The sequence below is a fragment of the Kitasatospora sp. NPDC001261 genome, assembly GCF_042896795.1.
In the GTDB taxonomy this organism is placed as follows: Bacteria; Actinomycetota; Actinomycetes; order Streptomycetales; family Streptomycetaceae; genus Kitasatospora.
The window spans coordinates 37,821-56,873 of sequence record NZ_JBIAXP010000019.1 but is presented as its reverse complement, the minus strand read 5'-3'; the positions used below and the strand labels follow the sequence as shown (position 1 = coordinate 56,873).

General features: G+C 75.4%; 21 protein-coding genes. 12 read left to right on the top strand and 9 right to left on the bottom strand.

Annotated features, from left to right (window positions below; translation table 11 throughout):
- The first annotated feature begins 39 nt into the window (after positions 1–39).
- A complete protein-coding gene (locus tag ACFY4B_RS25030; protein ID WP_387971110.1) occupies positions 40–1,584 on the top strand; it encodes an FAD-dependent monooxygenase in 1,545 nt (514 codons plus the stop codon).
- Between the two features lie 119 nt (positions 1,585–1,703).
- Positions 1,704–2,135, top strand: coding sequence for a YchJ family protein (locus tag ACFY4B_RS25025; protein WP_387971107.1), 432 nt, complete (start codon positions 1,704–1,706; stop codon positions 2,133–2,135).
- Between the two features lie 49 nt (positions 2,136–2,184).
- Here ACFY4B_RS25025 and ACFY4B_RS25020 read toward each other — a convergent pair whose 3' ends face one another.
- On the bottom strand, positions 2,185–3,126 hold the full coding sequence (locus ACFY4B_RS25020; protein WP_387971104.1) for a polysaccharide deacetylase family protein: 942 nt from the start codon (positions 3,124–3,126) through the stop codon (positions 2,185–2,187).
- Between the two features lie 241 nt (positions 3,127–3,367).
- Here ACFY4B_RS25020 and ACFY4B_RS25015 point away from each other — a divergent pair, with 241 nt between their 5' ends.
- Positions 3,368–3,895 (top strand): GNAT family N-acetyltransferase, encoded by a 528-nt coding sequence (locus ACFY4B_RS25015; protein WP_117486546.1) that lies wholly within the window; start codon positions 3,368–3,370, stop codon positions 3,893–3,895.
- 63 nt (positions 3,896–3,958) lie between these two features.
- Here the strand turns inward: ACFY4B_RS25015 and ACFY4B_RS25010 are convergent, their stop codons facing one another.
- Complete coding sequence (locus ACFY4B_RS25010) at positions 3,959–4,843, bottom strand: carbohydrate kinase (RefSeq protein WP_387971101.1); 885 nt, start codon at positions 4,841–4,843, stop codon at positions 3,959–3,961.
- A 374-nt stretch (positions 4,844–5,217) separates the two neighbouring features.
- Here ACFY4B_RS25010 and ACFY4B_RS25005 point away from each other — a divergent pair, with 374 nt between their 5' ends.
- From ACFY4B_RS25005 to ACFY4B_RS24995, 3 genes are all read left to right on the top strand, one after another.
- On the top strand, positions 5,218–6,816 hold the full coding sequence (locus ACFY4B_RS25005; RefSeq protein WP_387971098.1) for a M1 family metallopeptidase: 1,599 nt from the start codon (positions 5,218–5,220) through the stop codon (positions 6,814–6,816).
- Positions 6,817–6,987: 171 nt separating this feature from the next.
- A complete protein-coding gene (locus ACFY4B_RS25000) occupies positions 6,988–7,494 on the top strand; it encodes an NUDIX hydrolase (protein ID WP_074003825.1) in 507 nt (168 codons plus the stop codon).
- A 73-nt stretch (positions 7,495–7,567) separates the two neighbouring features.
- The gene (locus ACFY4B_RS24995; RefSeq protein WP_049659354.1) at positions 7,568–7,804 is read left to right on the top strand and encodes a hypothetical protein; all 237 of its coding nucleotides are present in this window, start codon (positions 7,568–7,570) and stop codon (positions 7,802–7,804) included.
- A gap of 14 nt (positions 7,805–7,818) precedes the next feature.
- Here the strand turns inward: ACFY4B_RS24995 and ACFY4B_RS24990 are convergent, their stop codons facing one another.
- The 3 genes from ACFY4B_RS24990 to ACFY4B_RS24980 form a co-directional block, all read right to left on the bottom strand.
- Positions 7,819–9,399 (bottom strand): sigma-70 family RNA polymerase sigma factor, encoded by a 1,581-nt coding sequence (locus ACFY4B_RS24990; protein WP_387971095.1) that lies wholly within the window; start codon positions 9,397–9,399, stop codon positions 7,819–7,821.
- A 243-nt stretch (positions 9,400–9,642) separates the two neighbouring features.
- A complete protein-coding gene (locus ACFY4B_RS24985) occupies positions 9,643–10,680 on the bottom strand; it encodes a CAP domain-containing protein (protein WP_387971092.1) in 1,038 nt (345 codons plus the stop codon).
- Between the two features lie 115 nt (positions 10,681–10,795).
- A complete protein-coding gene (locus tag ACFY4B_RS24980; protein WP_387971089.1) occupies positions 10,796–11,275 on the bottom strand; it encodes a GNAT family N-acetyltransferase in 480 nt (159 codons plus the stop codon).
- Between the two features lie 316 nt (positions 11,276–11,591).
- Here ACFY4B_RS24980 and ACFY4B_RS24975 point away from each other — a divergent pair, with 316 nt between their 5' ends.
- The 5 genes from ACFY4B_RS24975 to ACFY4B_RS24955 all read left to right on the top strand — a co-directional run bounded on the left by ACFY4B_RS24975 (position 11,592) and on the right by ACFY4B_RS24955 (position 15,719).
- On the top strand, positions 11,592–13,136 hold the full coding sequence (locus ACFY4B_RS24975) for an ATP-dependent DNA ligase (protein ID WP_387971085.1): 1,545 nt from the start codon (positions 11,592–11,594) through the stop codon (positions 13,134–13,136).
- A gap of 247 nt (positions 13,137–13,383) precedes the next feature.
- Positions 13,384–13,617 (top strand): ferredoxin, encoded by a 234-nt coding sequence (locus ACFY4B_RS24970; protein ID WP_387971082.1) that lies wholly within the window; start codon positions 13,384–13,386, stop codon positions 13,615–13,617.
- Positions 13,618–13,727: 110 nt separating this feature from the next.
- A complete protein-coding gene (locus tag ACFY4B_RS24965) occupies positions 13,728–14,942 on the top strand; it encodes a cytochrome P450 (protein ID WP_387971079.1) in 1,215 nt (404 codons plus the stop codon).
- 170 nt (positions 14,943–15,112) lie between these two features.
- On the top strand, positions 15,113–15,277 hold the full coding sequence (locus ACFY4B_RS24960) for a hypothetical protein (protein ID WP_387971076.1): 165 nt from the start codon (positions 15,113–15,115) through the stop codon (positions 15,275–15,277).
- A 103-nt stretch (positions 15,278–15,380) separates the two neighbouring features.
- Positions 15,381–15,719 carry a hypothetical protein gene (locus tag ACFY4B_RS24955; RefSeq protein WP_117486557.1) on the top strand — a complete coding sequence of 113 codons (339 nt, stop codon included), beginning with the start codon at positions 15,381–15,383 and terminating at the stop codon, positions 15,717–15,719.
- Between the two features lie 94 nt (positions 15,720–15,813).
- Here ACFY4B_RS24955 and ACFY4B_RS24950 read toward each other — a convergent pair whose 3' ends face one another.
- The 4 genes from ACFY4B_RS24950 to ACFY4B_RS24935 form a co-directional block, all read right to left on the bottom strand.
- Entirely contained in the window at positions 15,814–16,755 is a 942-nt protein-coding gene (locus ACFY4B_RS24950) for a hypothetical protein (protein ID WP_387971073.1), read from the bottom strand.
- 45 nt (positions 16,756–16,800) lie between these two features.
- On the bottom strand, positions 16,801–17,085 hold the full coding sequence (locus ACFY4B_RS24945; protein WP_049659097.1) for a DUF427 domain-containing protein: 285 nt from the start codon (positions 17,083–17,085) through the stop codon (positions 16,801–16,803).
- A 68-nt stretch (positions 17,086–17,153) separates the two neighbouring features.
- On the bottom strand, positions 17,154–17,390 hold the full coding sequence (locus tag ACFY4B_RS24940) for a DUF6296 family protein (protein WP_049659098.1): 237 nt from the start codon (positions 17,388–17,390) through the stop codon (positions 17,154–17,156).
- Between the two features lie 15 nt (positions 17,391–17,405).
- A complete protein-coding gene (locus ACFY4B_RS24935) occupies positions 17,406–17,651 on the bottom strand; it encodes a DUF2277 domain-containing protein (protein ID WP_387971070.1) in 246 nt (81 codons plus the stop codon).
- A 199-nt stretch (positions 17,652–17,850) separates the two neighbouring features.
- Here ACFY4B_RS24935 and ACFY4B_RS24930 point away from each other — a divergent pair, with 199 nt between their 5' ends.
- Complete coding sequence (locus tag ACFY4B_RS24930; protein WP_049659100.1) at positions 17,851–19,047, top strand: MFS transporter; 1,197 nt, start codon at positions 17,851–17,853, stop codon at positions 19,045–19,047.
- Positions 19,048–19,053: the final 6 nt, after the last annotated feature.

The following is a 19,053-nucleotide window of genomic DNA, read 5'->3' as shown; positions in this document are numbered from 1 at the left end:
CCGCATCCGAGGGGCATTCGACATGAACGGGGACTTGAGATGAACAGCGATGTCGTCATCGTCGGCGCCGGCCCGGTCGGGCTGTTCCTGGCCGGTGAACTGGCGCTGGCCGGAATCCGGCCGGTGGTCCTGGACCGGCTGCCCGCGCGCTCGGGCGAGCAGAAGGCCAACGGGCTGGTCGGCCAGGTGCTCCGGCTGCTCGACCACCGCGGCCTGTACCAGCCGCTCAGCGGCGTCCCGGGCGCGCCGCGGCCCGTACCGCGCTTCGTGTTCGGCGCCTTCCCGCTGGAACTGCACCGGCTCGACCGGAACCCGCTGCACGCCGTGCCCGTACCCCAGCACCGGATCGAGGAGGTACTGGAGGAACGCCTCCTCGACCTGGGCGTCACCGTGCGCCGCGACCGCGAGGTCACCGGCCTGCGCCAGGACCCGACCGGGGTGACCGTCGACGTCCGAGGACCCGACGGCGCCGGACAGTTGCGCGCCCGCTACCTGGTCGGCGCGGACGGCGGCCGCAGCACCGTCCGCAAACTCGCCGGGATCGGCTTCCCCGGCGTCACCTCGCCCGACCCCGTCTCCCGCATCGCGCACGTGCTGCCGCCCGAGGGGCTGCGCACCACCGACAACGGCGACGTCCTGCTGCCCGGCTGCCCGACCCCGTTCCGCGTCTACACCCACACCCGCACCGACCACGGCGTGTTCGTCATCTCCCCGTTCGGCCCGGACGCCGTCATGATCGCCACCATGGAGTGGGGCGGCCCGCCGGTGGACCAGCGGACCCCGCTGACCCTGGACGAGCTGCGCGCCAGCGTCCGCCGGGTGACCGGCGCCGACCTGCCGCTCGCCCCGGCCCGTACCGCCGGACCGTTCACCCCGCGCCGCACCGTCGGCCACAACACCCGGCTCGCCGAGCGCTACCGCGACGGCCGGGTCCTGCTCGTCGGCGACGCCGCCCACGTGCACGCCGCGACCGGCGGCCCGGGCCTCAACCTCGGCCTCCAGGACGCCGCCAACCTCGGCTGGAAGCTCGCCGCCGACCTGCACGGCTGGGCCCCGCCCGGCCTGCTGGACAGCTACCAGAACGAGCGCCGCCCGGTCGGCGAGCGGGTGTTCATGCACTCCCAGGCCCAGACCGCCCTGATGGCCCCCGGCCCCGGGACCACCGCGGTGCGCGCCCTGTTCGACGAGCTGCTGGCGCACCCGGACAACCTCGGCCGGATCGCCGCGCTGATGGCCGGCAGCGACGTCCGCCACGACGTCGGCTGCCCGCACCCGCTGGCCGGGCGGTTCGTGCCGGAGCTCGCGGCGACCACCCCGAACGGCCCCGCCCGGATCGCCGAACTCGCCCGCACCGGACGCCCGTTGATCGTCGACCTCACCGGCGGCCGGCTCGGCCTCGCGGACCCGGCGGCGGGCTGGAAGGACCGGGTCGACCTCGTCACGGCCGACTGCCCGCAGCCGCCGGCCGGCGCCCTGCTGCTGCGCCCGGACGGCTACGTCGCCTGGGCGACCGGGCCCGACCGGGCGGACCGGGAGGGGCTGGCCCGGGCGCTGCGCACCTGGTTCGGCGCCGCCTCCTCCTGAGGACGGGCACCCGCGGACGGGCTCCCCGGCGACGGGTTCCACGACGACGCGGACGGGCCCGTACCCGCCGTCCGCGGGGCCGCCGGGGAGGCGCCGGACGGGTGGGGGAGAATGGCGGCATGTCCCGACGTCGTTCCGCGCCCCGCGCCGCCGCGCCCCGGCTGCTGCCCTCGTCCCCCTGCCCGTGCGGCCTGCCCGCCGCCTACGGCGACTGCTGCGGCCGGCTGCACCGGGGCCAGTCGGCGGCCACCACCGCCGAGTCGCTGATGCGCTCCCGGTTCAGCGCCTTCGCCGCGCAGGACGAGGCGTACCTGCTGCGCACCTGGCACCCGGACACCCGGCCGGCCGAGGTCGACTTCGACCCGGGGCTGCGCTGGACCGGGCTGGAGGTGGTCGACACCACCGAGGGCGGCGCCTTCCACGCGCAGGGCACCGTCGCCTTCCGGGCGCACTGGACGGAGGGCGGCGAGGAGGGCGTGCTCAGCGAGAACAGCCGCTTCGTGCGGCACGAGGGCGCCTGGGTGTACCTGGACGCCCTCTCGCTCGGCTGAGCCACCCGACCCGCGGCGGCCGCGGTCGGGTGGCCGCTCCGGGCCGCCGCTACAGGTAGTCGTCCAGCCGGGCCAGCGCGAAGCCCTGCGCGGTGACGTCGTTGACGACCTTGCGCAGCAGGTCCGGCATCGAGGCCTTCCAGATGTCGGTGCCCCGGAAGTGGGTCAGGATGATGTCGCCCGGGTGCAGCTTCCGGTCGTCGTAGCGCCACTCCATGTGGTCCGGGAAGGCCTCCTCGTTCCACATCGGCACCGCCTGCACCCCGCAGGAGGCCGCCGCGCGCAGGGTGTCGTCGTTGTACTCGCCGTACGGCGGCCGGAACAGCCGGGGGCGGACGCCGATCTGCTTCTCCAGCTGGTCCTGCTGGGTGCAGATCTCCTCGCGCTGGGTGTCGTAGTCCAGCACCTTCAGGTTGCGGTGGTTGATCGTGTGGTTGTTGATCTCCACGCCCTGGGCGTGCAGGTCGCGGAAGTAGCCGTAGTTCTCGCGGGCGAGGTAGTCGGAGACGTAGGTGCTGAGCGGGATGCCCAGGTCCGCGGCCATCCGGGAGAACTCGGGGTCCTTCTCGTCACCGTCGTCGACGGTCAGGAAGACCACCTTGTCGTCGGTCGGCACCCGGAAGACGACGGGCGGGCGACCGTCAGCGAGCTTGACGCCCTGCACCGGGGTGAGCTCGGGCTTGGTCGCCGGACGCGGCGGGGCCTTCAGCGGCGGGCGCTCCAGGCCCCAGTGCTGGGCGGCCGCCTCCTGACGGGCCACGGCCTCGGCGCTGTTCGCCTCCTCCGCCAGGGGCGGGGTGCCGGCGTGGTCGGCGTCCGGGGCGGCGGGCGCCGCGTTCGCCTCGGGCGCCCCGTTCGCCTCGGGCGCCGGGGCGGCCTTCGGCCCGGCGGGAGCGGCCGGAGCGGCGCAGCCGGCGAGGACGGCGGAGAGGCAGACGGCGGCCAGCAGGCCGGTCCGTACACCGCCCCGGTGGTGCTGGCTTCCCCTCAAACCCCCATTATTACGACAAACTGATGGTCTGTTCATGGGTGCACTGCTCCCCTGCCGTGCACCACCGCCAATCCCCGCGTCACCCGTGCGGGGCAGCGACGCACCGGGTCCTTGCCGTTCCTTTGCCCGGGTGGCGGGGCGACCGGGTGACCGTCGGCCCGACGGCCGGGGCGGAGCGGGCCGGGCGGGGCCGCCGGGAAAACCGATTGCGGCGACGGCCCCCGAATTGGATCATGCGCGCATGACGAACACCGCGCCCCGCCGCTCCGACCTCTGGACCGTCACCACGGCCGACGTGACCGCCCCCGAGGCCCTGGACCTGCTGCGCGAGTACTACTACGACGTGGCCAACCGCTACTACCGCCTGCACTTCGACCGGGAGGGCACCCCCGAGGAGCTGGAGTCCGGCCTGGCCGACTCCCCCAGCGACGACCTCGCCGCCCCGGACGGCCACTTCCTGATCGGCCGCCACGACGGCGCCGCCCACTCCTGCGCCGGCCTGCGGCGACTCGACGCCGCCACCGTCGAACTCACCCGGGTCTTCGTCCGCCCCGGCCTGCGCGGCACCGGCGGCGGCGCCGTGCTGCTGGCCGCCGTCGACCGGGCCGCCCGCTCCCTGGGCGCCGAGCGGATCGTCCTCGACACCCGCCTCGACCTGGTCGAGGCCCGCGCGCTCTACCTGCGCAACGGGTACCGGGAGATCCCCGCCTACAGCAGCGGGCCGTACGCCCAGGTCTGGTACGGCAAGGACCTCGCGCCCGTCGAGTAGCGGCATCGCCGCTGAGGGAACGGACCGGGTTCACACCGCGCCGACGTGCCGGCAGGGCTCCGGTCAGTCCGTCAGGGCGGCGGCGAGTTCGGCCGCCGAGGGCGGGTTGGCGCCCGGGCGCGCGACGGTCAGCGCCGCCGCCGTCACCGCCTGGGTGAGGCAGGCCGCGAGATCGGCGGCCGCCGCGTGGGCATGCAGGAAGGCGGCCATGAAGGCGTCGCCGGCGCCGACCGTGTCCGCGACCGGCACCGGAAGGGCCGCGGCCTCGGCGCGTCCGCCCCCGGCGGTGCGGGCGAACGCGCCCTCGGCGCCGAGGGTGACCGCGACCACGGCCGGGCCGAGGGCCAGCCAGCGCTCGGCGACCGCCTCGGGCCGCTCGCCCGGGTAGAGCCAGTCCAGGTCCTCGTCGCTGACCTTGACCAGGTCGCTCAGCGCCACCCAGCGCTCGACCCGGCGGACGGCCCCGGCCCGGTCGCCCATCAGCGCCGGGCGCACGTTCGGGTCGTAGCTGATCCGCGCGTGCCCGCGCCAGCGCTCCACCAGTGCCAGCACCGAACCCGCGCCGGGCTCGGTCACCGCGGCGATCGAACCGAGGTGGATCGCGGCGGGCGGCTCGGCGAGTTCGGTGGGCGGGAGCGTCCAGTGGATGTCGAAGGTGTAGCGGGCCCGCCCCTGCCCGTCCAGCTCCACCACCGCCGAGGGCGTCCGGGCGACCTCGGCGGCCCGGACCCGCACCCCCGCCGACTCCAGGTGCCGCCGGATCAGCCGGCCGTTGGCGTCCGGCCCCAGCTCGGTGAGCAGGGTGGCCGGGCGGCCCAGCCGGGCGAGGCCGTACGCGACGTTCGCGGGGCTGCCGCCGGGGTGCACCCGGTCCGGGACGTCACTCGTTCGGACGATGTCGGCGACGCACTCGCCGATCACCAGAACGGGCGAGGCTGGGCTGGTCACGGCGGCTCCTGGCATCCGGTACGCGGGCGTCGTCTCGACCGCCAAGCCTACGGGGTGCCTCCGGGCGCACGGCGCCCGGGCAGGAAAGTACGGCCGCCGGACCTGGCCAGGTTTTCCGACGGCCGTGGCTCGTCCGTCAGGGGACGATGCACTCCTGACGTTAGACCGCGTACGGGCGCCGCGCCATCACCGTGGGCCGTCCGGGGGACACGGTGTGTCGCCGGACCGAGCTCCGCCGTCGCACCACGCCGCGCCGTCGGACCGCACCTATCGCGCCCGCGCCGGCCCGACGGTCCACTAGCATCCGTGGGCCAGGCTCTCCCCGCCCCGGGGGCTCCGCCTCCGCTCCCGCTCGTGAAGTGCGGTGATCACCCTTGTCCAGGCCCCTCGGCCTCCTCAGGCCCTTCAGGCTTCTCAGGCCCCGCGCCCGGCTCGTCCCGTCACTCGCGCTCAGCGCGGTGCTGCTGTCCGCGAGCGTGCCGACGGCCGGCGCCGCCGACGGGCTGGGCGATCCGGTCTTCCCCTCGCTCGGGAACACCGGGTACCGGGTGCTCGGGTACGACCTGGCCTTCGACTACCGGGACGGGCCCCGGACGGTGGACGGCACGGCCGTGCTCACCGTCCGGCCCGACCGCACGCTCGCCCGGCTGGACCTGGACGCGCTCGGCCTGGCCGTGCGCGCCGTCCGGGTCGACGGGCAGCCGGCGGGCTTCACCGCCCACGACGAGAAGCTGACGGTCACTCCGGCCAGGCCGTTCCGCCCGGGCGCCGTCGCCCGGCTGACCGTCGAGTACACCGCCGACCCGCGCGCCGCGCTGCCGCACACCGGCTGGGTCCCCACCCCGGACGGCTTCGCGGTGGCCGGCCAGCCGAACAGCGCGCACACCGTCTTCCCGTGCAACGACCACCCCAGCGACAAGGCCCGGTTCACCATCTCCGTGACCGCCCCGGACGCTCTCCTCGGCGTCGCCAACGGCGAGTTGACGGCCACCGAACGGCGCGGCGACGGCCGCACCACCCGCCGGTACGTGTCCCGCGAGCCGATGGCCACCGAGCTGGTCCAGGTCTCGGTCGGCGACTACATCGTGCGCGAGCGCACCGGCCCGCACGGCCTGCCGCTGCGCGACGTCGTACCGACCGCGCGCGCCGCCGAACTGGAACCCGCGCTCGCCCTCACCCCCGGCCAGCTCGCCTGGGCCGAAGCGCACCTGGGGCCCTTCCCGTTCGAGACGTACGGGCTCCTGCCGGCCAACACGGACGATCCGGCCGCGTTCGCCTTCACCGGCCTGGAGACCCAGACGCTCACCCTCTACAAGCCGAACTTCCTGCGGCAGGCGGAGCCGGCGATCGGCTCGCACATGATGCACGAGCTGGTCCATTCCTGGTTCGGCAACAGCGTCTCCCCCGCCAGGTGGTCCGACCTCTGGCTCAACGAGGGCCACGCCGACTTCTACGGACTGGTGTACCGCTACGAGCGCGGATGGCCGGACGCCTGGGGCCACACCACGCTGACCGACCGGATGCGCTACCTCTACGGGCTGGGCGACCAGTGGCGGCACGACTCCGGGCCGGTCGCCTCCCCCACCGCCGCCGACCTCTTCGACAGCCAGCGGTACACGGGCGGCGCGCTGGTGCTGTTCGCGCTCCGGGAGAAGGTCGGGGCGGCCGCCTTCGACCGGATCGAGCGGGCGTTCCTGCGCACCTACCGGTCCGGGAACGCCACCACCGAGGACTACGTGCGGACGGCCTCGGCGGTGTCCGGCCAGGACCTGCGGGGCTTCCTCGACGACTGGCTGTACGGGCTGCGGACGCCGCCGATGCCCGGTCACCCGGACTGGGTGGTGGGCCCGGTGGGCCTGGCGGGGGCGGCTCCAGGGGCTCCCGGGGCGCCGGTTCCCGGGGCGTCGCTCTGGGAGGGTGGGGCCGCGGTGGCGGGCGGGCCCGCGGTGGCGCGGGGCTCCGGAACGCTCTGACGGCGCGGCTGGGACTGCTGGTGCACGCCCGGCGCGCCGCCGTGCGTCCGGTCGCGGCTCGCACGCCCCTGACCGGCAGGGGCGGGTGGGGCCATGGTGGTTCCCACGGCCCGCCCGCCGCCCGGCAGAGTCCCGGTCGGCTCGCGGGCCGTCCAGGGTTACGCTGCCGGCATGTCCGATCAGGGAAGCTACCGCCGCGAATCCGCCCGTGTCCTGTTGATCGACGAGCTGGACCGCCTGCTCCTGCTGAAGTTCCATGTCGACCCGGACGCTCCCGAGAGCGGTCACGGATGGTGCACGCCCGGCGGTGGTGTCGAGGACGGGGAGACCCTGGCAGAGGCGGCAGCCCGCGAGCTTCGCGAGGAGACCGGCCTGTCCGTGGAGCCGGAGGCCTTGCGGTCAGCCGTCGCGGAGACCTCCGGATACGCGGATGTCGGCTGGGCCGAAGGGATCTTCCGGGACGTCTTCTTCCGGCTTCGCGTCACGGGCCACCAGGTCGACGTCAGCGGCCAGGAGGCGAACGAGCGCACGTACCACGCCGGCCATCGCTGGTGGTCCGTCACCGACCTCGCGGCCACCGGCGAGACGGTCTACCCGCTCGGCCTGGCCGGGTTGGCGGCCGAGCTGGTGGCCGGGCGTGTCCCCACTGATCCGGTCCAGCTGCCCTGGCACCACTGAGGACCGCCGGTGGGGCACGCCGCTCGGGCACGCCTGGCCGTAACCCTTCCGGCGCAGCGTCGTTGGACCGGCCATGAAGAAGCGCAGCATGCTTGCCGTCGCCTCGATCGCCGTCGGTGTCGTGGCCTCCCTCACCGCGCCGAGCGCGCACGCCAGTGCCGTGGGCGGGCAGGAGGGACTGCCCGGGCCGCTGAGCAGCGCTCCGGACCTGGTGCCCGGGCAGGTCGGTGACGCGGGCGGCGTCCTCGGGGATGCCACGGGCTACGTGACCGGGTCGGCGAACGGCCTGGTGGCGGCCACTCCGGCGTAGTCCCCGCCCATGGCTCAGGACATCGGGGCTCCGAGGTCCTGGGTCCAGTAGGGGGTGCCGGCCGCGTTGGTGGCGAAGCCGACGCCGATGTCCTTGAATCCGCAGTCGAGCATGTTGGACTGGTGGATTCCGCCGTCCATCCAGCGGGCGAAGACGGCGGCCGGGGTGGTCGGGCCCCGGTCGAGGTTCTCGCCCCACTGGGACCAGCGGTAGCCGGCGGCGGTGATCCGGGCCTCGGTCCGGACACCGTCCGGGTTGACGTGGTCGAAGAAGCCGCGGATGGCCATGTCGTCCGCGTGCTTCTGGGCCGAGCCGTGCAGCCGGGGGTCGATCCGCAGCGGGGCGCAGCCGGCCCTGGCGCGTTCGGCGTTGACCAGGTCCACCAGCTGGCGCTCCGGGTTGGGCTGCGGTGTCGCGGTGGCGGTGCGGGTCGCGGTCGGTGTGGCCGTCGCCGTGGGCGTCGGGCTCTCCGCGGGCAGCGGGGTCGGCACCGGTGTCGGGGCGGTGGCGGCGGGTGCGGCGGCGGCCGTCGGGACGTCCTGGGCCGCGGCCGGGGCGGTGGGCTCGGGTGCCGTCGGCTGCGGCGGCTCGCCGGCCTGCGGCCAGACCAGGGCGAGGGTGGTCACGGCGACCGCCGCGGCCGCGCCGCTCACCAGGACGGCCTTGCGGGCCGCGGTGCCGGCCCAGCCGCCGTGCCCTCCCGCCGCCGCGTGCGCGCCGGTACCGGTAGAGGCCCCGGCTCCCGCGCCCGAGCCCGCTCCGGTGGCGGCCGAGGAGGCGACGGCGGCTGCCGTGTGCTGGAAGTGGAGCAGCACGGGCGAGCCGAGCGGGATCGGCACCAGGGCGAGGCCGGCCAGGAGTCCTTCGGCCGGGAACAGGTCCCGGCCGAGGCCGCCGCAGTCCGCGCAGTCCCGGATGTGACGGGCGATGCGCTTGCGCCAGACCGAGTTCGGGGTGCCGTCGAAGCCCGCGGTGAGCTCGGTCAGTCCGGGGCAGCGGGGGTAGGCGCAGAGCGCGCGGACGACGATGCGGCCCGCTTCGAGCTGCTTCTTCATCCGCTGGACGCGCACGGCGGTGTGCTGCGGGCTCAGGTCGAGGGCCTCGGCGAGTTCGGCGCGGGTCAGATCGCCGGCGGCCTCCAGCCACCAGAGGGCGAGCAGCTCGCGGTCGTCGGGGTCCAGCCAGCGGGTGGCCTCGGCCACCTCGCGGCGCTGGCCGGACAGGCCGAGGCGCAGGATGGTGAGGTCGGTGAAGTCGGCCCGGGGGTCGGCGACCTCCCAGGTCTCGTCCAGGCCGCCGACGGTCGGCTGCTGCTGACCGGCGGCGTGCCGACGGCGCACCTGGTTCATGGTGATGGCGACCAGCCAGGACCGGAAGGACTCCGGGTCGCGGAGCCCGTCCAGGCCGTCCAGGGCCCGGATCATGGTCTCCTGCGCGACGTCGTCCACGTCGGCGTGGCCGCCGAGGGCGCGGCCGGCCACGTTGTAGACGAGCGGCAGCCAGGCGGCGACCAGCGCCTCCCGGGCCTGCCGGTCACCTGCCTGCGCCGCGAGCACCAGGGTGGTCCCGGTCCTGTTCTGCACCTCAGCGTTCATGGTCCGCACTCCGTGTTGCCGTGTATCCGTCCGCCGCTGCCTCCTCGGAGACCCGTGGGGAGTGATCAGATAACAACAATGTGCACGGAATCGGAAAATCGGCCCGGATCGGCGGGCCCGGTCTGAGGGTCAGACCGGGCCTGGGCAGGAGCGGAAGCCGGGACGATCAGGCGTGGACCACGGTCGGAGCGGGGCCGAACGGAGGCCGGACCAGGGTCGGTTCAGGGACGGTTCAGGGACGGTTCACGCCGGGGAGGCGAACACCTGGGTCCACCACGGGCCGTTGTTGCCGGTCCGCACGCCCACGCCGAGCTGCTTGAACGCGCAGTTCAGGATGTTGGCCCGGTGGCCGGGGCTGTTCATCCAGGAGTCCATCACGGCGGCCGGGTCCTTCTGGCCGCGGGCGATGTTCTCGCCCCAGGTGCTCCAGCTGTACCCGGCGGCCTCGATCCGGTAGTCGGCGTGCTTGCCCTCGGGGCTGGCGTGGTCGAAGTAGTTGCGGTCGGCCATGTCGTCGCTGTGCGACTGGGCCGCACTCGTCAGCCGGGGCTCGGCGCTGACCGGCCCGCAGCCGGCCTTACCGCGCTCGACGTTGACCAGGTCGACGACCTGCTGGGCGTACGACGGGGCCGCGCCTCCGCCGGCCGGCACGCCCCCTCCCCCAGGCATGCCCCCGCTCCCCGGGAAGCTGCCGCCCCCCGGCATCCCCGGGATGCCCCGCTTGGCGGTGCCCTGGCCGGCGGTGGAGGCACCGGCGGCGGTCGGGGTCGCCTTGACGGCGGAGGCCGTGGGAGTGGGGACGGCCGTCGGGGAGGCGGCGGCCGAAGCCGTCGGGGAGGCCGGAGCGGTCGGCGTGGCGGAGGCGCCCTGGGTGGCCGCCGGGTCGGCGGCGGTGGGGGTGGCCGGCAGCGGAACGTCCGGGTTCGTCCCCCCGGCGCCGGGCACCTGGATGCCGTCGTGCGTGCCCAGCTCCGCGGAGATCAGCATGTCGGCGGCCAGCGACTGGCCCGCCATGTCGCGGTCGGTCTGCTTGCCGCCGTACGCCGCGTAGCCCGCGCCGGCCAGCGCGGCGAACAGCCCCGTCCCGGCCACGGCGACGACGACCGCGGTCACCGGCACGATCCCGCCGCCCCGCCGCGCCCGGCGGCCCCGGCCGGTGTGCCGCTCGGCAGCCCGCCGCGCCGCCCGGCCACCGGAGCGGCCGCGGTCCCCGTGCCCGCTGTCGCTGCCGGCGCCGCCCCCGCTCGCCGGGAGGATGGTCGTCCTGTCGTCGCTGTTCACGTGGCCACGCTTTCTGTTCCGGGTCGACTGGTCGGGTGTCGACACATGGGAGACCTCCCGGCGGGGCGCCGATAACAGAAATTCCGAACGAATGTCCGGAGGCCAGGCCGCGGTCTCAGCCGGCCGGTGCCTCCGGAGCCATGTCGTAGGTGATGAACCTGGTCTGATTGGCGACCTTGTCATATTTTCCACGGGCCCGGTAATTGTCTTCAGAGGTGATCCAGCGGACGGTGTTCCACCCGCGTTCCGCCGCGATTTCCCGCAGCCGGCCCAACAACGCGTCCACCGCCCCGCCGCCGCGGACCTCCGGCGCCACGAACAGATCGTCCAGGAAGCACCCGACCGCCCCGTGCAGCGGCCGCGAGAACGGCCGATAGTGCGCCAGCCCGACCGGCCGGCCCTCCCCGTCCCGCACCAGCAGCCCCGCCACCTCGTGCCCCGGATCCATCAGCCAGGACCACACCAGCTCGGCCTTCTCCTCCGGAATCGGCACCCGGTAGAACTCGCAGTACCCACGGAAGAGTTCACGCCAGGCCGGGTAGTCACCGGCCTCGGGCACGCCGACGCTCCAACGGGCCGTGGAGGTGTCGTTCATCTCGGTCTCCATCACTCAGGGGGCGGTACGAGCCACCCAGCATGACGCCCCGTCGCCCCGCCGCGGATCACCGCCCCGGCCAAGAGCACGTACCCGCTACGCCACTCCGGCGCCTTGCCTCCCCGGCCAGGACCCCCGGACGCAGCACCGCCCCGATCAGCCCAACCCGCCCGGGGCGGGGGCAGGGGCGGCCTCGGACACCGGCCCGATCGGCACGCGAGCGGGTGAACACGGGGGCCGGGCCCGGCTGGGCGACGGCTGCTCGGGTGCAGGGGTGGGGGTGGGGGCGGATGCTGAGGAGGGTGGAGGTGGTGGTGTGGCGGGGTTGTCGAGCTTGGCGTCGGTGTCGCGGGAGGTGGCGGCGGAGGCGGGGCGGCGGGCGAAGACGGGGCTGTTGGCCGGGTGTCTGCGGGGGCTGGGGCCGGTGGAGGGGGCGGCGGCGGTGGCGTTGCTGTCCGGGGAGTCGCAGCGGTTGCGGACCGGGATCGGGCCGGCGGCGTTGCGGGGTTTGCCCGGGCCCGCGGCGGAGGCCTCGCTCGGGGTGCGGGAGGTGGAGCGGGAGCTGGAGCGGATCGCGGGGGTGCACGGGGCCGGGGCGCAGGCGGAGCGGCGGCGGCTGCTGCACGGGCTGTTCGCGCGGGCGACGGCGGAGGAGCAGGGGTTCCTGCGGGCGGTGCTGGTCGGGGACCTGCGGCAGGGGGCGCTGGACGCGGTGGTCGGGGACGCGGTGGCGCGGGCGGCGGGGGTGCCGTCGGCGGCGGTGCGGCGGGCGCTGATGTTCCGGGGGTCGGCGCGCGCGGTGGCGGAGGCGGCGCTGACCGGCGGGGAGGCGGCGCTGGCGGCGTTCCGGCTGGAGGTGGGGCGGGCGGTGCGGCCGATGCTGGCCGCCTCGGCTCCGGACGTGGCGACGGCGCTGGAGCGCACCGGTCCGGCCGCGCTGGAGTGGAAGCTGGACGGCGTCCGGGTGCAGGTGCACCGGGAGGGCGGGGAGGTCGCGGTGTTCACCCGCGGTCTGGAGGACATCGCCGCCCGCGTCCCCGAGGTGGTCGAGGCCGCGCTGGCGCTGCCGCTGCGTTCGGCGGTGCTGGACGGCGAGGCGATCGCGCTCGGTCCGGGCGGCCGGCCGCGCCCGTTCCAGGAGACCGCCGCGCGCACCGCCTCCCGGCGGGACCCGGACCGGCTGCGCGCCGAGGTCCCGCTCGACGCCTACTTCTTCGACCTGCTGCACCGGGACGGCGAGGACCTGGTGGACCGTCCCGGCCGGGAGCGCTGGGCGGCGCTGGCCGGGGCGGTGCCGGACGGCCTGCGGGTGGCCCGCACCGAGACCGGGGACCGCGACCGGGCGCTGGCCTTCTTCCGCGACACACTGGCGCTCGGCCACGAGGGCGTGCTGGTGAAGGACCCGTCGGCCCCGTACGCGGCGGGGCGGCGCGGCGCGGGCTGGATCAAGGTGAAGCCCCGGCACACCCTGGACCTGGTGGTGCTGGCCGCCGAGTGGGGCAGCGGGCGGCGGCGCGGCTTCCTCAGCAACCTGCACCTGGGTGCCCGGGCGGCGGGCGAGCCGGGGCTGGGCCCGTGGGTGATGCTCGGCAAGACCTTCAAGGGCCTGACCGACGAGACGCTCGCCCGGCAGACCGTCGAACTGCTGGCCCGGGAGACCGGACGGGACGCCTGGACGGTGCGGGTCCGGCCGGAACTGGTCGTCGAGATCGCCTTCGACGGGGTGCAGCGCAGCTCCCGCTATCCGGCCGGACTCGCCCTGCGGTTCGCCCGGGTGGTGCGCTACCGGCCGGACAAGGACGCCGCCGAGGCGGACACCGTCGCGACCGTGCGGGAGATCGCCGCCGCCGAGGGGCTCTGAGCCGGGAGCGGGCGGCTACGGGCAGCGCCCGGAGGCCGTGAACCACCGTACGGTACAGCCTTGTTGGGGTGATGCCGGTTCAAACCTCCTGCGCCGCTCCGGCGGTTCCGACGGGAGCCGAATCGGCCATTCTCGGCGATCCCGCCACCGCGCCCTCCGTGGACGGAGTAGCGGCGGTTAGGTTGGCAATGACAACGAGAGGCGGCCGCCGGGCAGCCGGCGGCGCACTGGCGAGAGGTGCCCGACCATGCGGGTGAGTGTCGACCGGGACCGCTGTTGCAGCTCCGGGATGTGCGTCACGAACGTTCCCGAGGTCTTCGACCAGGACGACGACGACAGTCTGGTGAGGCTCCGTCAGACCGCCTTCAGGCCCGACCAGTTCGAGGATCTCAGACTGGCCGCCCAGCTCTGCCCGGGCGGCGCCATCACCGTGGTCGAGGACGGGTCGGCGGAGGCCGGGGCCGCCTCGGTCGACGGCTGACCGTACGCCGGTCCGGGCCGGCCGCGGACCGGAACCGCACCCGGGACCGGCGAGCGTCCGGCAACCCCACCCCCCACCGGAGAACCATCGCGACGCAAGGAGACCCCGCCTTGACGAGCACACCCACCGTGCCCGCCGTCCCGCTGCCGGCCCGGCACTCCGCCGGCTGCCCGTTCGGCCCGCCGCCCGCCTACACCGAGGCCGCCGCCACCGCGAACCTGAGCCGCGCCGAGCTGCCCGGGGGCGAGTCCTGCTGGCTGGCCACCGGCTACGCCGAGGTCCGCGCCATCCTGTCCGACCGCCGGTTCAGCGCGGACCTGCGCCACCCGACCTTCCCGCTGCTGATCGCCGGCAGCCGGGAGCGGATCGGCGAGAACCCGAACTTCCTGAACCTCGACGACCCCGAGCACGCCCGGCTGCGCCGGATGGTCACCGGGGACTTCCTGGTCAAACGGGTCGAGGCGATGCGCCCGGACATCCAGCGGATCGTGGACGAGGCGCTGGACGGGATGACCGCGGGCCGCGCCGAGGCCGACCTGGTCGCCGACTTCGCGCTGCCCGTCCCCTCGCTGGTGATCTGCCTGCTGCTCGGAGTCCCGTACGAGGACCACGAGTTCTTCCAGGGCATCAGCCGGACGCTGCTCAGCAACACCAGGCCCTTCGAGGAGCTCCTGGCGGCCCGGGACGAGATGCTGGAGTACCTGGAGGCGCTGACCGCCCGCAAGCGGGCGGAGCCGCGGGACGACATCCTCAGCCGGCTCGCCGTCCGGGACGACCTCACCCCGCGCGAGGTCGCCAGCACCGGCTTCCTGCTGCTGGTCGCCGGGCACGAGACGACCGCGAACATGATCTCGCTCTCCACCGCCCTGCTGCTGGACCGGCCCGAGCAGATCGCCAGGCTGGCCGACCGGGCCGCGGTGCCCGGCGCGGTGGAGGAGCTGCTGCGCCTCCTCACCATCATCCACACCGGGGTGCTCCGGGTGGCGCTGGAGGACGTGGAGCTGGGCGGTACGACCGTCCGGGCCGGGGAGGGCGTGGTCGCGATGCTCTCCACCGCCAACCGGGACGAGGCGGTGTTCGGCGGCGCCGACCGGCTGCCGGCCGACGAACTGGACCTGGACCGGGACGCCCGGCGGCACATGGCCTTCGGCTTCGGCGTGCACCAGTGCCTCGGCCAGCCGCTGGCCCGCGCCGAGCTCCAGATCGCGCTGGCCACGCTGTTCCGGCGGCTGCCCGGGCTGCGGCTGACCGTCCCGCGCGACGAGCTGGCGTTCCGCACCGACGCGTTCATCTACGGCATGCGGTCGCTGCCCGTCGCCTGGTGACGCCCGGGGGTCTCCTGACGCCCGGGTGGGGTCCGCGGGGCGCTTCCCGGGTCACCCGGCTGGCCCTCGCGCCGGGGCGGAGGCAGGCTGGAGGGGCGAAGAGCCACCACCGGTCCCGCCGCGCCTCCGGCCCGGGCGCGCCAGGACCGGCCGAGGAGACGGAGCCCGCGATGACCGACATGAGTGAGCGGTCCAAGGTGAGTACCGAGGACGACGAGGACATCCGCGCCGCGGACCCCGAGGAGGGCATCCCCTCGATGCAGAACCTGCACGCACAGGACACCTCCCAGGCGGAGGGCGCCCCCATGCTGGACGAGCCCGGCCAGCCCGGCTGACCGTCCGCCGTACCGACTCGACCGCCCGGTGCCGCCGGGCGGTCGCCGCGACCGCAGGTGTCGCTGCTCCGGCGGCGGGCCACCCGCGGGGGAGGATAGGCGCATGACCGAACACGACCAAGGAAACCGCCAGGCCCAGCCGCCCGCGGACCCGCGCACGTCGTGGGCGACCTGGACCACCCAATCGATCATCAGCGGCCCCGGCGGGGTGACCACCACCGAGATCGGCCCGATCTCCGGCGACCTCACCGTGCACACCACCTGGGTGGACGGCGAGGCGAGGCTGACCGTCCAGTACACCGGCGCGCTGGACTGGTACACGGTCACCGGCAGCCCGGTGCCGGCGCAGGACGAGACCACCGCTCGGGCGATCCACCAGGCGATGGTGAACGGCGTCAAGGCCGGCCGGGGCGCGGGTGCCCCGGCGCCGCCGAAACCCTAGGAACACCAGGAACCCCAGGCCCCTCGACGCCCGGGGTTCCCGAGCCTCCGGCGACAGGCGCGCCCGGGACCGTCACCGGTCCCGGGCGCGCCTGTCACTCCTCCCCCGGTGGCCGCGGAGCCGTCTCCCCCTTCGGCGGCGGTGCGGCCGCGGCCCAGTAGGCGCCGTCCGCCGGGCGTCGCCCGCGCAGGTCCTCGCGCACCTCGCCGGCCAGCCGGCGGGTGTCGCGGCGGTTCATGGTGGCGCCTATGCCGGCGCCGACCAGCAGCGGCGTCACCGCCGGCAGGTGGCGCAGCGAGCTGCGGGTCAGCCGGCGGCGGACCTGCTGGCGCACCTCCGAGCCGATCGCCAGCGCGGCGAAGCCGGCCGGGCGCACCAGCAGGCCCGCGTCGATCCCGCGGCGGTTGGCCCAGGCACCGAGGTAGGCGCCGGCCCGCTGGGTGGCGGTGCCCTGCGCCGGGGTGCCGTAGACCTCGTGCAGCTCGGCGATCAGCTTGATCTCCACGGCCGCGACCGCGAGCGTCTCGGCCGCGATCTCCAGCGGCATCGCGGGCGGCACCGGCAGCATCGCCGCCGCGCCGACGCCCGCGCCGAGCGCGCCGGAGGCCCGGACGGCGCCGGTGACCAGCAGGTCGGCCAGCTGCTCCGGGAAGGCCGCGTCGGGGTGCTGCGCCCGCAGGGTGGCGAGGTCGCGCACCGGGATCCGCGGCGCGGTCCGCACCAGCTGGTCGGTCAGCGCCTTGCCGCCGAACGCGGCGCCCTTGGCCGCTCCCCTGGCCGCCCCCTTGGCGGCGACCCGGCCGCCGTGGCCGAGCAGCCGGGCGGTGTGCAGGACCACGGCCCGGCCGCGGCCGCGCTGCCTCGCCGCGTACGCGGCGACCGGGCCCCGGCCGACGGGCTGCTCGGACTCCTCGACCAGTTCGGCGAGCCGCTCGCCCAGGCCGGGCTCGGCCGGGGCGGGCCCGCTCGGGTCGGGCTCGGCCGGGGCGGATCCGGGACGCGGCCGGAAGCGGTCCGGCCTGCGGAAGACTGCCATGGGCTCCGGTACCCCTTTCGCGAGGACGGCACGGCCCGGGGCCGCCTACTCGGCGACCACCACCCCGCGCCAGAAGGCCACCCGGCCGCGCACGTGCTCGGCCTCGGGCTTCGGGTCGGTGTAGTACCAGACGGCGTCCGGGTTGGTCCGCCCGTCCACCTCCAGGCTGTAGTAGCCGGCGGTGCCCTTCCAACCGCACACCGTGGTGGTCTCCGAGGGGCGCAGGTACTCGGTGCGCACCGCCTCGGCCGGGAAGTAGTGGTTGCCCTCGACGACGACGGTGTCGTCGCTCTCGGCGATGACGACGCCCTGCCAACTCGCTGTGGTCATACCGCGATTGTGCCCGACGGACGGAATCCGCGCCGGGGTTCCGAGTGCCCGCCCAGGGTTCCGGGCGGTCAGGGCAGCGGGTGGGCGTGCACCGGCAGGTGCGGGCTCTGGTGGCCGCCGCTGGCGAGGATCCGGACCTCGCCGGCGTCGCTGATCTCCGCCCGGACGATGCCGCTCTCGTCCTCGTACACCGGGTGGCCGCCCGGACCGGTCGCGTCGGTGCGGGTGACCACCACGACGTCCTGCGGGGCCTGGGTGCCCGGGGTGCCGGGGAAGGTGAGGGCGTAACGCTCGGCGTGGCTCATCACAGCTGCTCCTGCCTACCCGGCGACCTCGGCCGGCACGGCGGCCCGGGCGTGCGGGCCGCGGACCTCCAGTTCGGCGAGCAGCCGGGCGGTGGCCTCCGCGACGGCGTCCACCGCCCGGTCGAAGGCCTCCCGGTTGTGCGCCGCGGGGGCGCGGAACCCGGACACCTTGCGGACGTACTGGAGGGCTGCGGCGTGGAAGTCCTCCTCGTCGGCGTCGGGCGTGACGGGAGGTCGCAGCGTCTTGATGTTGCGGCACATGCTCCCAGTCTCGCGCGTGGGAGCCGCGTCGGCGACCCCCTTTCGTCAGCCGGCGACGCCCTTTCGTCACACGCACCTCACGGCGCCGTCATCCGGCCGGATTAGGATTCCGGACGAACGAATTCATCCCGCCGTCCTTCCCGCCTTCATCCCGCCGCGCGCTTCCCCGGTCCGTCGGCATCACTCCGGAGTCACCCCCTTGCCTCTCGCGCTGCTCGCGCTGGCCGTCACCGCGTTCGCCATCGGAACCACCGAATTCGCCGCCATGGGGCTGCTCCCCCAGGTCGCCGACAGTCTCCACGTCTCCATCCCGCAGGCGGGCTGGCTGATCTCCGCGTACGCGCTGGGGGTGGTGGTCGGCGCGCCGCTGCTGACCGCGCTGGCCGCCGGCCGGCCGCGCAAGGCGGTGCTGGTGGCGCTGGCCGCACTGTTCGCGACCGGCAACCTGCTGTGCGCGGTGGCCCCGGACTTCTGGACGCTGGCCGCCGCCCGGCTGATCACCGGGCTGCCACACGGCGCCTTCTTCGGGGCGGGCGCGGTGGCGGCGGCCGAGCTGGTCGCGCCGGACCGGCGGGCCCGGGCGGTGGCCGTGATGTTCTCCGGACTGACCGTCGCCAACATCGTCGGCGTCCCGGCCGCGACCCTGCTCGGCCAGCACCTGGGCTGGCGGGCGACCATGCTGGTGGTCGTGCTGATCGCGGCCGCCGGAACGGTCGCCATCGCCCGGCTGGTGCCCGCGCTCCCCTCCTCCGGCCAGTCCGGCCTCCGGCACGAGCTGCGGGCCTTCCGCAGCGGCCAGCTCTGGCTGGCGCTGGCCACCGTGGTGTTCGGCTGCGGCGGCTTCTTCGCCTGCTACAGCTACATCGCGCCGCTGCTCACCGAGGTCTCCGGGTACGCGACCGGCTCGGTGACCCTGGTGCTGGCGCTGTTCGGGGTCGGCATGACGATCGGCAACGTGCTGGGCGGGTTCGCCGCCGACCGGGCGCTGCGCCCCACCGTCTGCGCGGCCTTCGTGCTGCTCTCCGCCACCCTGGCGCTGTTCGCGCTGACCGCGCACGCCCGCTGGTCGGCGGCCGTCACGGTGGTGCTGATCGGGCTGTTCGGCTTCGCGATCGTGCCGGCCGTGCAGACCCTGGTGCTCCAGAAGGCGCGCAGCGCGCCGACCCTCGCCTCGGCGACCGTCCAGGGCGCCTTCAACCTGGCCAACGCCCAGGGCGCGTACTTCGGCGGGCTGGCGCTGGACGCCGGGCTCGGCTGGACCGCGCCGACGCTGGTCGGCGCGGTCCTGGCGGCCGCGGGCGCGGTGGTCGCGGTGCTCGCCTGGGCGGCCGACCGCCGCCGGCCCGCCCCGGTGGCGACGGAACCGGCGGCCGCGGCAGCGATGACCACGGCCTAGCCGGGA

Coding starts and splice junctions, on each gene's coding strand:
- ACFY4B_RS24960 (WP_387971076.1), top strand. CDS start 15,113: ATGACCGACATGAGTGAGCGGTCCAAGGTGAGTACCGAGGACGACGAG.
- ACFY4B_RS25015 (WP_117486546.1), top strand. CDS start 3,368: ATGACGAACACCGCGCCCCGCCGCTCCGACCTCTGGACCGTCACCACG.
- ACFY4B_RS24990 (WP_387971095.1), bottom strand. CDS start 9,399: ATGAACGCTGAGGTGCAGAACAGGACCGGGACCACCCTGGTGCTCGCG.
- ACFY4B_RS25000 (WP_074003825.1), top strand. CDS start 6,988: ATGTCCGATCAGGGAAGCTACCGCCGCGAATCCGCCCGTGTCCTGTTG.
- ACFY4B_RS24980 (WP_387971089.1), bottom strand. CDS start 11,275: ATGAACGACACCTCCACGGCCCGTTGGAGCGTCGGCGTGCCCGAGGCC.
- ACFY4B_RS24955 (WP_117486557.1), top strand. CDS start 15,381: ATGACCGAACACGACCAAGGAAACCGCCAGGCCCAGCCGCCCGCGGAC.
- ACFY4B_RS25030 (WP_387971110.1), top strand. CDS start 40: ATGAACAGCGATGTCGTCATCGTCGGCGCCGGCCCGGTCGGGCTGTTC.
- ACFY4B_RS24970 (WP_387971082.1), top strand. CDS start 13,384: ATGCGGGTGAGTGTCGACCGGGACCGCTGTTGCAGCTCCGGGATGTGC.
- ACFY4B_RS24950 (WP_387971073.1), bottom strand. CDS start 16,755: ATGGCAGTCTTCCGCAGGCCGGACCGCTTCCGGCCGCGTCCCGGATCC.
- ACFY4B_RS24935 (WP_387971070.1), bottom strand. CDS start 17,651: ATGTGCCGCAACATCAAGACGCTGCGACCTCCCGTCACGCCCGACGCC.
- ACFY4B_RS24945 (WP_049659097.1), bottom strand. CDS start 17,085: ATGACCACAGCGAGTTGGCAGGGCGTCGTCATCGCCGAGAGCGACGAC.
- ACFY4B_RS25025 (WP_387971107.1), top strand. CDS start 1,704: ATGTCCCGACGTCGTTCCGCGCCCCGCGCCGCCGCGCCCCGGCTGCTG.
- ACFY4B_RS24940 (WP_049659098.1), bottom strand. CDS start 17,390: ATGAGCCACGCCGAGCGTTACGCCCTCACCTTCCCCGGCACCCCGGGC.
- ACFY4B_RS24995 (WP_049659354.1), top strand. CDS start 7,568: ATGAAGAAGCGCAGCATGCTTGCCGTCGCCTCGATCGCCGTCGGTGTC.